Source organism: Nocardioides anomalus (assembly GCF_011046535.1).
Taxonomy (GTDB): Bacteria; Actinomycetota; Actinomycetes; order Propionibacteriales; family Nocardioidaceae; genus Nocardioides; species Nocardioides anomalus.
Genome location: NZ_CP049257.1, coordinates 4,975,042 through 4,987,970 on the forward strand (window position 1 = coordinate 4,975,042; position 12,929 = coordinate 4,987,970).

Here is a 12,929-nt window from a genome sequence, read left to right on the forward strand (position 1 = left end):
GTAGATTGTCGCCGTGCCTGAGGCCGCGCCGACCATCTCCGCCCTCGACACCGTCGCCGTCGCGACCGAGGACCCGAACCGCGAGCAGCCGTGGGCCGACCTCGGGCTCAAGGCCGACGAGTACGCCCGCATCCGCGAGATCCTCGGGCGCCGGCCGACCAGCTCGGAGCTGGCCATGTACAGCGTGATGTGGTCCGAGCACTGCTCCTACAAGAGCTCGAAGGTCCACCTCAAGCAGTTCTCGGAGATCCCCCAGGAGACGCCGGCCGGGAGGATGCTGGCCGGCATCGGCGAGAACGCCGGCGTCATCGACATCGGCCAGGGCTACGCGGTCACGTTCAAGGTCGAGTCGCACAACCACCCGTCGTACGTCGAGCCCTACCAGGGCGCCGCGACCGGCGTGGGCGGCATCGTCCGCGACATCCTGGCCATGGGCGCCCGACCGGTGGCGGTCATGGACCCGCTGCGGTTCGGCCCGCTCGACGCCGACGACACCCACCGCGTGCTGCCCGGGATCGTGGCCGGCGTCGGTGGCTACGGCAACTGCCTCGGGCTGCCCAACATCGGCGGCGAGGCGGTCTTCGACCCGTCCTACCTCGGCAACCCGCTGGTCAACGCGCTCTGCGTCGGCGTGCTGCGCCACGAGGACCTGCACCTGGCCAAGGCCAGCGGCGAGGGCAACCAGGTCGTCCTGTACGGCGCCAAGACCGGCGGCGACGGCATCGGCGGCGTCTCGGTGCTCGCCTCGGAGACCTTCGACGCGACCGGTCCGGCCAAGCGGCCCAGCGTGCAGGTCGGCGACCCGTTCATGGAGAAGCTGCTCATCGAGTGCACCCTCGAGCTGTTCCAGGCCGGCATCGTCGCGGGCATCCAGGACCTCGGCGGTGCGGGCCTCTCGTGCGCCACGTCCGAGCTGGCCTCCGCCGGCGACGGCGGCATGCACGTCGACCTCGACCTGGTCCCGCTGCGCGACTCCACGCTCGCCCCCGAGGAGATCCTCATGAGCGAGTCGCAGGAGCGGATGATGGCCGTGGTCGAGCCCGGCGACGTCGAGCAGTTCCTCGCCATCTGCGCGAAGTGGGAGGTCGACGCCACCGTCGTCGGCGAGGTCACCGAGACCGGTCGGCTCCAGGTCGACTGGCACGGCGAGCGCGTGGTGGACGTCCCGCCGCGCTCGGTGGCGCACGACGGGCCGACGTACCAGCGCGCCTTCGCCCGCCCCGACGCCCAGGACGCGCTCCAGGCCGACCGCGCCGAGGCCCTGCCGCGGCCGGTGGGCGGCGAGGAGCTGCGCGCGACGCTGCTGCGGCTGGCCGGCTCGCCGAACCTGTGCGACAAGTCGTGGATCACCGACCAGTACGACCGCTACGTGCGCGGCAACACGGTGCTCGCCCAGCCGTCGGACAGCGGGATGGTCCGCGTGGACGAGGAGACGGGGCTCGGGGTCTCCGTCGCGACGGACTGCAACGGCCGCTTCGCCGCCCTCGACCCGTACGCCGGTGCGCAGCTCGCGCTGGCGGAGGCCTACCGCAACGTGGCGACCGGCGGCGCGACCCCGCTGGCCATCTCCGACTGCCTCAACTTCGGCTCGCCCGAGGACCCGGGCGTCATGTGGCAGTTCGCCGAGGCCTGCCGCGGCCTCAAGGACGGCTGCCTCGCCCTCGGCGTGCCCGTCACCGGGGGCAACGTCAGCCTCTACAACCAGACCGGCGAGACCGCGATCCTCCCCACCCCCGTCGTCGCCGTCCTCGGCGTCATCGACGACGTCGAGCGGCGCACCCCGACCGGCTTCCCGGCCGCCGGCGAGCGCGTCGTGCTCCTCGGCGAGACCCGCGAGGAGCTCTCCGGCTCGGAGTGGGCGCACGTCGTCCACCAGCACCTCGGCGGCACCCCGCCCGTCGTCTCGCTCGCCCACGAGCAGGCACTCGCGACCGTGCTGCAGACCGCGGTCGGGCTGGTCAGCTCCGCGCACGACCTCTCCGAGGGCGGGCTGGCCCAGGCGCTGGTCGAGTCCACGCTCCGCCACGGGGTCGGCGTCTCCGTCTCCCTCGACGGCGACCCCTTCGTCGCGCTGTTCTCCGAGTCCGCCGGCCGGGTCGTCGTCACCGTCCCCGAAGCCGACCTGGACCGGCTGACCGCGCTGGCCGCGCAGCACGGCGTACCGACCACCGAGCTCGGCACCACCGGCGGCGGGGCGCTCGTGGTCGACGGGCAGTTCGACGTCGACCTCGAGCTGCTGCGCGACACCTGGACCCGCACGCTGCCGGACGCGCTGGGTGCCTGACGACCTCGTCGTCACCGACGGCTGGGCCATCCCGGCCGGCGACCTGCACGAGCGGTTCTCGCGCAGCTCGGGCCCGGGCGGCCAGGGCGTCAACACCACCGACTCCCGCGTCGAGCTGTCCTACGACGTCACCCGCGCCCCGGCCCGCGTCCGCGCCCGGCTGCTCGACCGGCTGGCCGGCCGCCTCGTCGACGGCGTCCTCACCGTGACCGCGAGCGAGCACCGCGCCCAGCTCGACAACCGCCGGGCGGCGCGCGAGCGGCTGGCCGAGGTGCTGCGCCGGGCCGCCGCGCCACCGCCCCGCAAGCGCCGGCCCACCCGCCCCACGCGCGGCTCCCAGGAGCGCCGGATCGCCGAGAAGAAGCGGCGCGGCGAGACCAAGCGCGGGCGTCAGGGTCGCTACGACGCTTGACCCAACCGATCGACCGGGGGCAGCGTCAGAGCCAGTGAGCGCCGGCACCCCGCCTGACGCCGTCTCGTGGAGGTCCCCGATGATCCTGAACCACCTGCGCCGCAACGCGGTCGCCTACGTCGCCCTCGGCGTCGCCCTCAGCACCGGCACGGCGTACGCCGCCTCGGCGATCCCGAACAACTCCGTCACCGCGGCCAAGATCCACAAGAACGCCGTGACCTCGAACAAGATCAAGAACGGCTCGGTCAAGCCCAAGGACCTCAAGAAGGCGACCTACGTGCAGAGCACCAACCTCGGCCTCGGCACGCCGCCCGCGGCGCCCGACGTGGTGAGCGTGGCGCCCTACGACTTCAGCCTCCCCGGCACCGGGCGCACGAGCGTCACCGTCTTCATCCCGACCATCGGCGCCGACTGCGACGGCAGCGCCGACCGGCCCGCCATCGGCCTGTACATCGACAACGTGCCGGTCCCGGGGACGGCCGCGAACGTGCCGGCGCCGGCCAACGACCGCTCGGTGCAGCTGACCGCGACCCTCGACCTGACCAAGGGCGTGCACGCCGGCCGTGTGGGCATCACCTGCAACGGCGCCTCGCTGCCGACGAACCTCGGCCAGCCCGGCGCCAAGAGCTGGACCATCGTCCAGGCGGGTTGAGGGCAGACTGGCCGGGTGCGGCGGCGGACTCTGCTCCTCGGGGCGGGTGCCGCTGCCGTCCTCGTGGCCTGCGGCGAGGATGAGCGGGTGACGACGACGAGCGGCCCCGAGACGATCCGGTACGGCGACGACCCGAGCCAGTACGTCGAGCTCACCCGGCCCGAGGGCGCCTCGCGCGGGACGGTGGTCGTCATCCACGGGGGGTTCTGGCGCGCGGCGTACGACCTGGACCTCGGCCGCCCGCTGGCCCGCGACCTGGCGACGCGCGGGTGGACGGTGGTGAACACCGAGTACCGCCGGGTCGGCAACGGTGGCGGAGTGCCGCAGACGCTCGACGACGTGCGGGCGGCGATTGCGGCGGTCGAGCTCGGGGCAGGGCCGGTGGTGACGCTCGGCCACTCCGCCGGCGGCCACCTGGCCACGTGGGCGGGCAGCGCGGTCGAGGCGGTGACGCACGTGATCAGCCAGGCGGGCGTCGTGGACCTGGTCGCGGCCGACGCGGAGGGCCTGGGCGACGGCGCGGTCCGCGCTTTCCTGGGGGAGGCGCCCATCGACGCCACGGTGGACCCGGTCCAGCAGGTGCCGCTCGGCGTACCGGTCTGGTGCGTGCACGGCACCGCCGACGAGATCGTGCCGATCAGCCAGTCGCAGTCCTACGTCGCGGCGGCCACGGCCGCGGGCGCGCAGGCCGAGCTGGTGGAGGTCGCGGGCGACCACTTCGTGGTCATCGACACGGCCTCGACGGCGTGGGCGCGGACCGTCGACCTCCTGGAGCAGCTCAGCTGACGCCGGCGACCTGCACGGGCACGGGCTCACGCGGCTCGCCGGGCGGCAGGTTCGAGATCTTCTGCCAGATCTTGCGGGACAGCCCGACGGTGAGGTTCTCGACCGTGGAGACGGTCTCGAGGACCAGGCTGTCGCGCGACTCCTCGGCGCAGAGCGCGGCGGTCTTGCCGACCAGGCTCAGCAGCTCCGAGCAGTAGTCGAGGTAGCGCTCCATCTGGTCGCGGTCCAGGTCCAGCGGCTTGCTCTTCGCGGTCGAGACGAAGCTCGGCTTGAGCTGCTCGGGGTCCTTGGTGAGCTGGTGCATGTCGATGACGTGCGCGGTGGAGCGGAGCTGGTGCAGCAGGTTGAGCAGCTTGCTGCGCTGGAGCCGCTCGGGCAGCGCCCAGAGGAAGAAGATCGCGATCGAGGCGTAGACCAGGTCGCTGATCGCGGTCTCGGCGATGCTGAGGCCGTCGATGAAGTTGTCCACGTCGCCGGTGGCCACGTCCTTGGCGGCCAGCACGATGGCCAGCCCGGTGATCGCGGCCACGAGGACGATCGCCACCCGCGAGACCGCCCGCGCGACCCGGATCTGCCGGTGCCCGACGCCGGAGGCGACCTCCACCTCGTCGACCAGCTGGCCGAGGTCCCCGCACACCTTGAGCAACCCCCGGGTGGGGAAGCGCGCCTCGATCCGCCCGTACAGCTCCTCGACGGTCTCCTTGACCGCGGGCGCCTCCAGCGGTTCGTGCAGCGCCGACGTCACGGCCGCAGCCTAGGGTGCTGCGGCCGCGACGCGGAGGACCTAGTTGGACGAGCGCATCGCCTTGAGCCCGACCCACAGCCCGAACGCCGCGACGAGCGCGGAGGCCAGCGCGCCGTACGCGACGGTGGCGGCCGGGAAGGTGCCGGCGAACAGCGCGCGCTCGGCCTCGACCACGTAGGTCAGCGGGTTGAGGTCGGAGGCGGTGCGCAGCCAGCCGGGTGCGCCGTCGAGCGGGAGGAGCACGCCGGCCAGGAGCAGGACCGGGAAGACCAGCGTCTGCTGCACGGTCCAGAACAGCCACTCCTGGTCCTTGGCCACCAGGGCCAGGGCGAAGCTCAGCGAGCCGATCCCGACGCTGAAGCCGGCCAGCACCACGACGCCGACGAGCACGTGGCCCAGGTGCAGGTCGAAGCTGAACGGCGTCACGACCGCGAGGATCAGCGCGGTCTGCAGCAGCATCGGCACCACCTCCTTGAGCGCGCGGCCGATGAGCAGCGAGGAGCGCGAGAGCGGCGAGACCAGCATCCGCTCGTGCGAGCCGGTCATGATCTCCGTGGTCAGGTTGGCGCCGGTGAACGACGCCCCCATGAGCGCGGTCATGGCGATGATGCCGGGCACGAACCACTGCAGGGCCGAGCCGCCCGGGCGGTCCGGCAGCAAGGGCGCGAACAGCCCGAGGAAGACCAGCGGCTGCACCATCGCGAACAGCACCGACGCGGGCTCGCGCCACACCGGCTTGAGCTCGCGGTTCATCACGTTCCAGGTGTCGGCGGCCACCGAGGTCACGCTGCTCATGCCGCCACCTCCTCGAGGGTCGGCTCGGCCGAGTCCGTGGCGGTCTCGCGCAGGGACCGGCCGGTGAGGTCGAGGAACACGTCGTCGAGCGTCGGCCCGACCACCTCGATGCGGCGCACGTCGAGACCGGCCCGCGCGAGGTCGACGACGATCCCGGGCGCCAGGTCCCGTCCGTGGGCGACCCGGAGCCGCACCTCGGCGTCCGCCACGGTCACGGCCGCGCCGGCCAGCAGCCCGACCCGGCGCGCGGCCGAGGCCGCGGCGGGCTCGGACTCGAAGCCGAGGACGACCAGGTCGCCGAGCCCGGACTTCAGCCGGGCCGCGCTGTCGTCGGCGATCACCCGGCCGTGGTCGATGACCACGACGCGGTCGGCGATCGCGTCGGCCTCCTCGAGGTAGTGCGTGGTCAGCACGATCGTCGTGCCCTGCTCGTCGTTCAGCCGGCGGACCTGCTCCTGGAGGTTGACCCGGTTCTGCGGGTCCAGCCCGGTGGAGGGCTCGTCCAGGAAGAGCAGCGTCGGCGTGTGCACCAGCCCGATGGCCACGTCGAGGCGGCGCCGCTGGCCCCCCGACAGGGTCGAGACCGGCCGGTCGGCGTGCTCGGTGAGGTCGAAGGCGTCGAGCAGCTCGTCGGCGCGGGCGTGCGCCTGCCGGCGCGTCATCTGGAAGGCCCGCGCCTGGCTGACCAGCTCGTCACGGCCGCGCTGGGCGTGGCCGGCGGCGTTGCCCTGCCCGACGTACCCGATGCTGCGCCGGACCTGGCCGCGCTGGCGCACCACGTCGTACCCGGCCACCTCGGCGGTGCCCGCGGTCGGCTCGATGAGCGTGGTGAGCATCCGCAGCGTCGTGGACTTGCCGGCGCCGTTGGGACCGAGGAAGGCGACGAGCTCCCCGTGGCCTACCTCGAGGTCGAGTCCACGGACCGCCTCGACGGTCTTCTTGTGTCGCGTGAAGTGGCGGGTGAGCCCCTGCGTGCGGATCACCGGCCCGGACAGCTGCTGTGTGGTCATGACGAGAACGCTAGGGATCAAACAGGTCAGATCCTGGCCGCAATCGGATCTAGTCTGGACGACGTGAACACCAGCGCCCGCATGCTGCGGTTGCTCTCGCTGCTCCAGACCCACCGCTACTGGCCCGGCGGTGAGCTGGCCGACCGCCTCGAGGTGAGCCCGCGGACCCTGCGTCGCGACGTGGACCGGCTGCGCGAGCTCGGGTACGTCGTGGACGCGGCCCGCGGGGTGTCCGGCGGGTACCAGCTCCGGGCCGGCGGCCGGCTGCCGCCACTGCTGCTGGAGGACGACGAGGCCGTCGCGGTCGCGGTCAGCCTGCAGGCCGCGGCCGCCGGTGGCACGCCCGGGCTGGAGGAGACCAGCATCCAGGCGATGTCCAAGGTCATCGCCCTGATGCCGCCGCGGCTGCGGCGCCAGATGGACGCGCTCCGCTCGCAGACCGAGCGGCTGCCGTTCTCCGGCGGTCCGACCCTGGACCCGGCCTTGCTGTCCACGCTGGCCCAGGCCTGCCGCGACAGCGAGCCGGTGCACTTCACCTACACCGCACGGGAGAGCGAGCCGACCGAGCGCTGGGTGGAGCCGCACCGGATGGTCTCGATGGGCCGGCGGTGGTACCTCGTGGCCTACGACCGCGACCGCCAGGACTGGCGCTCCTTCCGCGTGGACCGGATCAGCGAGCCGCGCACCAGCGGCCACACGTTCCGGCCCCGCGCGTTGCCGGCGGCCGACGCGCTCACCTTCGTGCAGGCCGGCATCCGCCGGATGCCCCAGCGGTACGCCGTGCGGGTGGTCTTCGACGCCGACCCCGCCGACCTGGCGGCGCGGGTGGGCCGGTGGGCCCAGGTCACCGGCGAGCCCGGGCGGGCCGTGCTCGAGATGAACGTCGACAGCCTGGACTGGCCGCTGTTCGTGCTGGCCACCACGGACGCGGCGTGCACGGTCGAGTCGCCGCCGGAGCTGCGCGACCTGGTGCGGCGTACCGGCGCCCGGTTCACCGTGTCGGGTGGTCAGCCCACGAGCACGCCCGCGTGAGGTCCACGACTGGCACACTGAGGTTTGCCACATACCTCTAGGGGTATCAGCACCCGCACTGGTGAGGAGGTCTGCATGCACGGGACACTCGGGTCCCTGGAGTCCCTCAAGGGCGTGCCGCTCCACGAGGCCGTGGAGCGCACGGGTGTGGCCCTCATCGCGTGCGACGCCGAGGGTCGGCTGACCCTGCTCAGCCGCGCGCTCCAGGACCTGTTCGGGCTGTGCTTCGAGCCGCTCGACGAGGTGGACCTGCCCGCGGTGTTCCGGCTCTACCGGGTCGACGGCGTGACCCCCCCTGCCGACCGAGGAGATGCCGCTCGCGCGGGCCCGCGCCGGCGAGTTCGTCCGCGATGCCGTGGTGGCGGCCCGCGACCACGACGACGCGCTGATCTACCTGCGGTGCAACGGGGCTCCGCTCCTCGACGGCGACCGCATCACGGGGGCGGTCGTCATCGCCCACGACGTGACCGCCGAGACCCTGGCCGCCCAGCGCGCCGAGGCGCTGCGCCAGCGGCTGGTGGCCACCATCAACCACGAGTTCCGCACCCCGCTGGCGGCGCTGCTCGGCCACGCCGAGCTGATCCGCGATCACGCGAGTGACCTCGACCCGGAGCTGGCCAAGTGGCTGCAGGCCGTCGAGCGCTCGGCCTGGAAGCTGCGCGACCTGGTGCTCGAGGCCTCCGAGCTGGTCAGCTGCGAGGAGGGCGACCTGCCGGTCGACCGCCGCCCGCGACACTCCGCCTGACCCGCGCCTCCGGACCCGGCCCGGGCTGGCAGTGCGGGCACCACCAGGTGCGCCGGTTGTCCGGGTCGTTGACGAGCTCGTCGGCCATGAGCACGGTCGTCCCGCACCGCAGGCACGGGCGCCGTTGCCGCCCGGACACCCAGTGGTCCTCGCCGCGCACGTTGCGCCCGGTCGTGACCTGGAAGGCGCCCGGCACGGTGGCCGAGTGGTGCAGGGCCACGGCCGCGCGGTCGAGCAGCCGGCGCACGCCGTCGGGGCCGAGCTCGCCGATCGGCGTCCACGGGCTGCGGCCGACCAGGAAGGCCAGCTCGTTGACCCACAGGTTGCCGAGCCCGGCGACCAGCGTCTGGTCGAGCAGCGCGGACACCAGCGGCCGGCTCGGGTCGGCCAGCAGGCGGCGCACCGCCTCGTCGGGGTCCCAGTCCGCCCGCAGCGGGTCCGGGCCGAGGTGGCCCACCAGCCGGTGCTCCTCGGCGGTGGGCACGAGCTCGAGCTGGTGCAGCCGGATGCCGTACGCCGTCCAGCCCTGCTCGGTCTCCAGCTCGACCCGCACCTCGGGCATGAGCCGGCGGGGGAGGACCTTGCCCGGGCGGACCACACTCCACTCGCCGTCCATGAGCAGGTGGCTGTGCAGCGTCGCGCCGCCGGAGAAGCGGGTCAGCAGGTGCTTGCCGTGGGTGGCCTGCTCGAGGACCGTGCGGCCGGCCAGGTCACGCGTGGCCAGCCGGGGCACCCGCAGGCTCGAGCGCACGACCGTCCGCCCCGTCAGCCGCTGGTCCAGCTTCCGGGCCAGGACGTAGACGCTGTCCCCCTCCGGCACCCTGCCATTCAACAGGCCGGGGCACGGCGCGCACGCTGCGGCTGAGCGTCGGCACCAGGGCGACCAGCGCGGCGAGGCCGGCGAGCACCGCCATGGTGGTCGGACCGCCCAGCAGCGCCAGGAGCGTGCCGCCGACGATCGGCGCGGCCGGGATCAGCGACCAGCTCAGGAACTGCCCGACCGACTGCACCCGCCCGACCAGCTCGGGCGGGGTGATCGCCATCCGGTAGGAGCTCATGCCGGCGTTGCCGGCCGGGTTGAGGAACACCCCGGTGGACAGCGCGATGATCACGGCCACCGGGTGGTTGAAGAACACCAGCGGCACCATGAGCGGCACGAAGCTCCACGCGACCAGGACGGTGAGCCGCCCGGTCGGCAGCGCCGCGATGATCCGCGGCGCCACGAGGGCGCCCAGGATGCCACAGACGCCGGCGGCGGTGCCGACGAGCCCGATGGACCAGGCGGGGTAGCCGGCCTGGATCAGCCGCAGGTCCGCGGCCATGAACACCGCGTTGATGGTGAGGTTCGAGCCGACGCTGTAGAGCATCAGCGTGCGGAACAGGGGCTGGCGCCAGGAGTAGCGCACGCCCTCCCACAGCTCCGCGCGGGCGCGGCGGCGGGTCACCTCCGCGCGGGGCGCGGGCGCCAAGTCGGTGCGGATGCGCCCGAGCAGCACCCAGGCGGCCGCGAAGCTCACCGCGTCGACCAGGAAGGGCAGCCACCGGGTCACGGCGTACAGCAGGCCGCCGACGGGCCCGCCCAGCAGGTTCGCGACGTGCTGGCGCGCCTGCTGCTGGCTCAGGGCCGTCGGCAGCTGCTCGGTGGGCACGACCGAGCGCACGGCCGACATCTCCGCCGGGGCGAAGACGCCGCTGCAGACCCCCGTGAGCAGCGCCACCGCGAAGACGTGCGGGACGGTCAGTGCCCCCAGGACGCCCGCGACGACCAGGGACGCGTAGAGGAGCGCGCCCGCCGCGGCGGCGCTCCTCATGACCAGGCGACGGTGCACCCGGTCGGCCAGCAGCCCGCCGGGCAGGACGGACAGGGCCGTGCCGAGCAGGTCCATCGCGCCGGCCGTGGCCGCCAGCAGGGTCGAGCCCGTCAGCGCGTAGGTGAGCAGCGGGAAGACGAACACGCTGAGCGCCGAGCCGAGCTCGCTGACGGTCTGGCCCACCCAGAGCGCGGTGAAGTCGTGGTTGCGGCGCAGGTCCCGGAAGCCGGTCATGTGCGCAACAGTACGTGCGCACCATCTATTGCGCAATAGTTGTTGCGCAACTTGTGGTGCGGATGGTCGGTAGGGTCGGCGACGTGCCCAGAGCCACGCCGATGCACGACCCGCAGATCCTGCGCGCGATCGCCCATCCGGTCCGCAACCGGATCCTGGCCGAGCTCGACGCCCGCGGCTCGCTGCGCGCCGCCGACGTCGCCCGCGAGCTGGACCTGCCGGCCAACCAGGCCAGCTTCCACCTGCGTCAGCTGGCCAAGTACGGACTGATCGAGGAGGACCCGGACGCCGCCCGGGACAAGCGCGACCGGGTGTGGCGCACGGTCAACCCCGAGGGCTTCTCCGTGGAGATGTCCGAGGTCGAGCAGCAGCCCGGCGGCAAGGCCGCCTCCCGCGTCTTCCGCCGCACCAAGCGCGACTGGGGCCACCTGGTCGTCGACGCCGTGCTCTCCGACGAGCCACGCAAGGGCCGGTGGAGCTCCCTGACCGACACCGCCGTGCTGCTCACCCGCGCCGAGGCCCAGCAGCTCTCCGAGGAGATCGAGGAGGTCCTGAGCCGGTGGGGCAACCGGGCGGTCCCCGACGACCAGGAGGAGCGGATGACCTACCTCTACTGGGCGGCGATCCTGCCCTACCCCGCCGTGGACGAGGGCTGATGCCGGCCCGCCTGCGACCGGCCGACCCCGCCGACGTCGCCGACGCTCTGGCGCGCGTGCGCGCCGGTGAGCCCGAGAAGGGCGACCTCCGGCTGCTCACCAAGCACTACCTGGCCCTCCTCGAGACCCGCGCCCCGGGGCGCTCCGTCGAGGTCCGCGTCCCGCCGTACGCCGCGGTGCAGGTCGTCGAGGGCGTCCGCCACACCCGCGGCACCCCGCCCGCGGTCGTCGAGACCGACGCCGAGACCTGGATCGCCCTGGCCACCGGTGAGCTGACGTGGCACGAGGCGCTCGCCGGCGCCCGGGCCACGGCCTCCGGAGAGCGGACCGACCTCACGCCGTACCTCCCGCTGGGCCGCCCGGCAGGTGCGTCCTAGGGTCGAGCCATGACCGACGACCTCCGCGCGACGGTGCGCGACCTGATGCCCGCCCTGCGCTCGGACCTGGAGGACCTGGTCCGGATCCCGTCGGTGAGCGCCGACCCGGAGCGGTCCGACGAGGTGTGGCGCTCGGCCGAGGCGGTGGCCGAGCTGCTGCGGGGCGCGGGGTGCGACCCGGTCGACGTCGTGTCCGTCGACGGTGCGGCGGCGCCGGCGGTGATCGCGGAGAAGAAGGGGCCCGAGGGCGCGCCGGTGGTGCTGCTCTACGCCCACCACGACGTGCAGCCGGAGAACGACCCGGCCGACTGGGACTCGCCGCCGTTCGAGCCGACGGAGCGGGGCGAACGGCTCTACGGGCGCGGCGCGGCCGACGACAAGGCGGGGATCGCGGCGCACCTGGGCGCGCTGCGGGCCTACGGCGACGACCTGCCCGTGACGGTGCGCTTCTTCATCGAGGGCGAGGAGGAGGTCGGCTCCGACACGCTGCCGGAGCTGCTGGCGCAGCACCAGGAGCGGCTGCGGGCCGACGTCATCGTCATCGCCGACTCCGGCAACTGGGACATCGGCGAGCCGGCGCTGACCACGTCGCTGCGCGGGCTGGTGCGCGCCGACATCGAGGTGCGCACCCTCGGGCACGCGGTGCACTCCGGCATGTGGGGCGGGCTGGTGCCGGACGCGCTCATCACGCTGAGCCGGGTGATCGCCTCGCTGCACGACGACGCGGGCAACGTGGCCGTCGAGGGGCTGCGCGGCGGCCCGGCGGCGGACGTGGAGTACCCCGAGGAGCGGCTGCGCGCCGAGTCCGGCGCGCACGGCGACGTGGAGTGGATCGGCGACGGCCCCGTCGTGGAGCGGCTCTGGACCCGCCCGGCGCTGAGCGTCACCGGGCTCGACGCGCCCAAGGTCGACGGCGCCTCCAACACGCTCGTGCCGTCCGCGCGCGCCAAGCTCAGCCTGCGGATCGCGCCGGGCGACACCACGGCCAACGCCGTCGAGTGCCTGCGCCGCCACTGCGAGGCCCACGTGCCGTGGGGCGCCCAGCTCACCTTCACGGTGGTCGACACCGGCGAGCCGACCCAGATCGACGCCACCGGTCCGGCGTACGACGCGGCGCGGGCGGCGTTCGAGGAGGCCTGGGACGGCACCGCGCCGATCGACATGGGCGTGGGCGGCTCGATCCCGTTCATCGCCGAGTTCCTCGAGGCCTTCCCGCAGGCCAGCGTGCTGGTCACCGGTGTCGAGGACCCCGACACCCGCGCCCACGGCGCCAACGAGGGCCTGCACCTGGCCGAGTTCGAGCGCGTCGTCCTGGCCGAGACCCTGCTGCTGAGGAACCTCGCCGCGCACTGAGCCGCCCCGGAGCGGCGTTGTGCACAAACAGCACCGA

The 12,929-nt window shown here is 73.7% G+C and carries 14 protein-coding genes; 9 read left to right on the plus strand and 5 right to left on the minus strand.

Annotated elements, in window-relative coordinates; genetic code table 11:
• Positions 1 to 13: 13 nt before the first annotated feature.
• From purL to G5V58_RS24835, 4 genes are all read left to right on the plus strand, one after another.
• Complete coding sequence (purL, locus tag G5V58_RS24820; RefSeq protein WP_230486942.1) at positions 14 to 2,284, plus strand: phosphoribosylformylglycinamidine synthase subunit PurL; 2,271 nt, start codon at positions 14 to 16, stop codon at positions 2,282 to 2,284.
• A complete protein-coding gene (gene arfB, locus G5V58_RS24825) occupies positions 2,277 to 2,696 on the plus strand; it encodes an alternative ribosome rescue aminoacyl-tRNA hydrolase ArfB (protein WP_165238223.1) in 420 nt (139 codons plus the stop codon). The genes purL and arfB overlap by 8 nt, the downstream gene beginning before the upstream one ends.
• 79 nt (positions 2,697 to 2,775) lie before the next feature.
• A complete protein-coding gene (locus G5V58_RS24830; RefSeq protein WP_165238225.1) occupies positions 2,776 to 3,348 on the plus strand; it encodes a hypothetical protein in 573 nt (190 codons plus the stop codon).
• Positions 3,349 to 3,435: 87 nt separating this feature from the next.
• Positions 3,436 to 4,134, plus strand: a complete 699-nt coding sequence (locus G5V58_RS24835) for an alpha/beta hydrolase (RefSeq protein ID WP_230486943.1) — start codon at positions 3,436 to 3,438, stop codon at positions 4,132 to 4,134.
• On the opposite strand, the gene G5V58_RS24840 is transcribed toward G5V58_RS24835, so the two are convergent.
• Genes G5V58_RS24840 through G5V58_RS24850 form a run of 3 tightly spaced genes read right to left on the minus strand, consistent with a single transcriptional unit; the run spans position 4,127 to position 6,684 of the window.
• Positions 4,127 to 4,879, minus strand: coding sequence for a hypothetical protein (locus tag G5V58_RS24840; RefSeq protein WP_230486944.1), 753 nt, complete (start codon positions 4,877 to 4,879; stop codon positions 4,127 to 4,129). The genes G5V58_RS24835 and G5V58_RS24840 overlap by 8 nt on opposite strands.
• A gap of 39 nt (positions 4,880 to 4,918) precedes the next feature.
• Complete coding sequence (locus G5V58_RS24845; protein WP_165238229.1) at positions 4,919 to 5,674, minus strand: ABC transporter permease; 756 nt, start codon at positions 5,672 to 5,674, stop codon at positions 4,919 to 4,921.
• On the minus strand, positions 5,671 to 6,684 hold the full coding sequence (locus G5V58_RS24850) for an ATP-binding cassette domain-containing protein (protein WP_165238231.1): 1,014 nt from the start codon (positions 6,682 to 6,684) through the stop codon (positions 5,671 to 5,673). Before G5V58_RS24850 ends, G5V58_RS24845 begins: the two co-directional genes overlap by 4 nt.
• Before the next feature lie 63 nt (positions 6,685 to 6,747).
• On the opposite strand from G5V58_RS24850, the gene G5V58_RS24855 reads away from it, so the two are divergent.
• Complete coding sequence (locus tag G5V58_RS24855) at positions 6,748 to 7,716, plus strand: helix-turn-helix transcriptional regulator (RefSeq protein WP_230486945.1); 969 nt, start codon at positions 6,748 to 6,750, stop codon at positions 7,714 to 7,716.
• A 310-nt stretch (positions 7,717 to 8,026) separates the two neighbouring features.
• On the plus strand, positions 8,027 to 8,461 hold the full coding sequence (locus tag G5V58_RS24860; protein WP_165238234.1) for a histidine kinase dimerization/phospho-acceptor domain-containing protein: 435 nt from the start codon (positions 8,027 to 8,029) through the stop codon (positions 8,459 to 8,461).
• Here G5V58_RS24860 and G5V58_RS24865 read toward each other — a convergent pair.
• Positions 8,406 to 9,281: an Fpg/Nei family DNA glycosylase gene (locus G5V58_RS24865; RefSeq protein WP_165238236.1), complete on the minus strand. Its 876-nt coding sequence runs from the start codon at positions 9,279 to 9,281 to the stop codon at positions 8,406 to 8,408. The two genes, G5V58_RS24860 and G5V58_RS24865, sit on opposite strands and share 56 nt — an antisense overlap.
• The gene (locus G5V58_RS24870) at positions 9,172 to 10,506 is read right to left on the minus strand and encodes an MFS transporter (protein ID WP_165238238.1); all 1,335 of its coding nucleotides are present in this window, start codon (positions 10,504 to 10,506) and stop codon (positions 9,172 to 9,174) included. The genes G5V58_RS24865 and G5V58_RS24870 overlap by 110 nt, the downstream gene beginning before the upstream one ends.
• 83 nt (positions 10,507 to 10,589) lie before the next feature.
• Between G5V58_RS24870 and G5V58_RS24875 the strand changes: the two genes are divergently transcribed.
• The 3 genes from G5V58_RS24875 to G5V58_RS24885 are packed head-to-tail and all read left to right on the plus strand — an operon-like array spanning position 10,590 to position 12,892.
• Positions 10,590 to 11,162: a winged helix-turn-helix domain-containing protein gene (locus G5V58_RS24875; RefSeq protein ID WP_230486946.1), complete on the plus strand. Its 573-nt coding sequence runs from the start codon at positions 10,590 to 10,592 to the stop codon at positions 11,160 to 11,162.
• Positions 11,162 to 11,539, plus strand: coding sequence for a sterol carrier family protein (locus G5V58_RS24880; RefSeq protein WP_165238240.1), 378 nt, complete (start codon positions 11,162 to 11,164; stop codon positions 11,537 to 11,539). Before G5V58_RS24875 ends, G5V58_RS24880 begins: the two co-directional genes overlap by 1 nt.
• A 9-nt stretch (positions 11,540 to 11,548) precedes the next feature.
• A complete protein-coding gene (locus G5V58_RS24885; protein ID WP_165238242.1) occupies positions 11,549 to 12,892 on the plus strand; it encodes a dipeptidase in 1,344 nt (447 codons plus the stop codon).
• The last annotated feature ends 37 nt before the right edge of the window (positions 12,893 to 12,929 follow it).

Excerpts from the sequence above, each read along its gene's own strand:
- G5V58_RS24830 (WP_165238225.1), top strand. The coding sequence starts at position 2,776 with ATGATCCTGAACCACCTGCGCCGCAACGCGGTCGCCTACGTCGCCCTC.
- G5V58_RS24845 (WP_165238229.1), bottom strand. The coding sequence starts at position 5,674 with ATGAGCAGCGTGACCTCGGTGGCCGCCGACACCTGGAACGTGATGAAC.
- G5V58_RS24850 (WP_165238231.1), bottom strand. The coding sequence starts at position 6,684 with ATGACCACACAGCAGCTGTCCGGGCCGGTGATCCGCACGCAGGGGCTC.
- G5V58_RS24860 (WP_165238234.1), top strand. The coding sequence starts at position 8,027 with ATGCCGCTCGCGCGGGCCCGCGCCGGCGAGTTCGTCCGCGATGCCGTG.
- G5V58_RS24870 (WP_165238238.1), bottom strand. The coding sequence starts at position 10,506 with ATGACCGGCTTCCGGGACCTGCGCCGCAACCACGACTTCACCGCGCTC.
- G5V58_RS24880 (WP_165238240.1), top strand. The coding sequence starts at position 11,162 with ATGCCGGCCCGCCTGCGACCGGCCGACCCCGCCGACGTCGCCGACGCT.
- G5V58_RS24885 (WP_165238242.1), top strand. The coding sequence starts at position 11,549 with ATGACCGACGACCTCCGCGCGACGGTGCGCGACCTGATGCCCGCCCTG.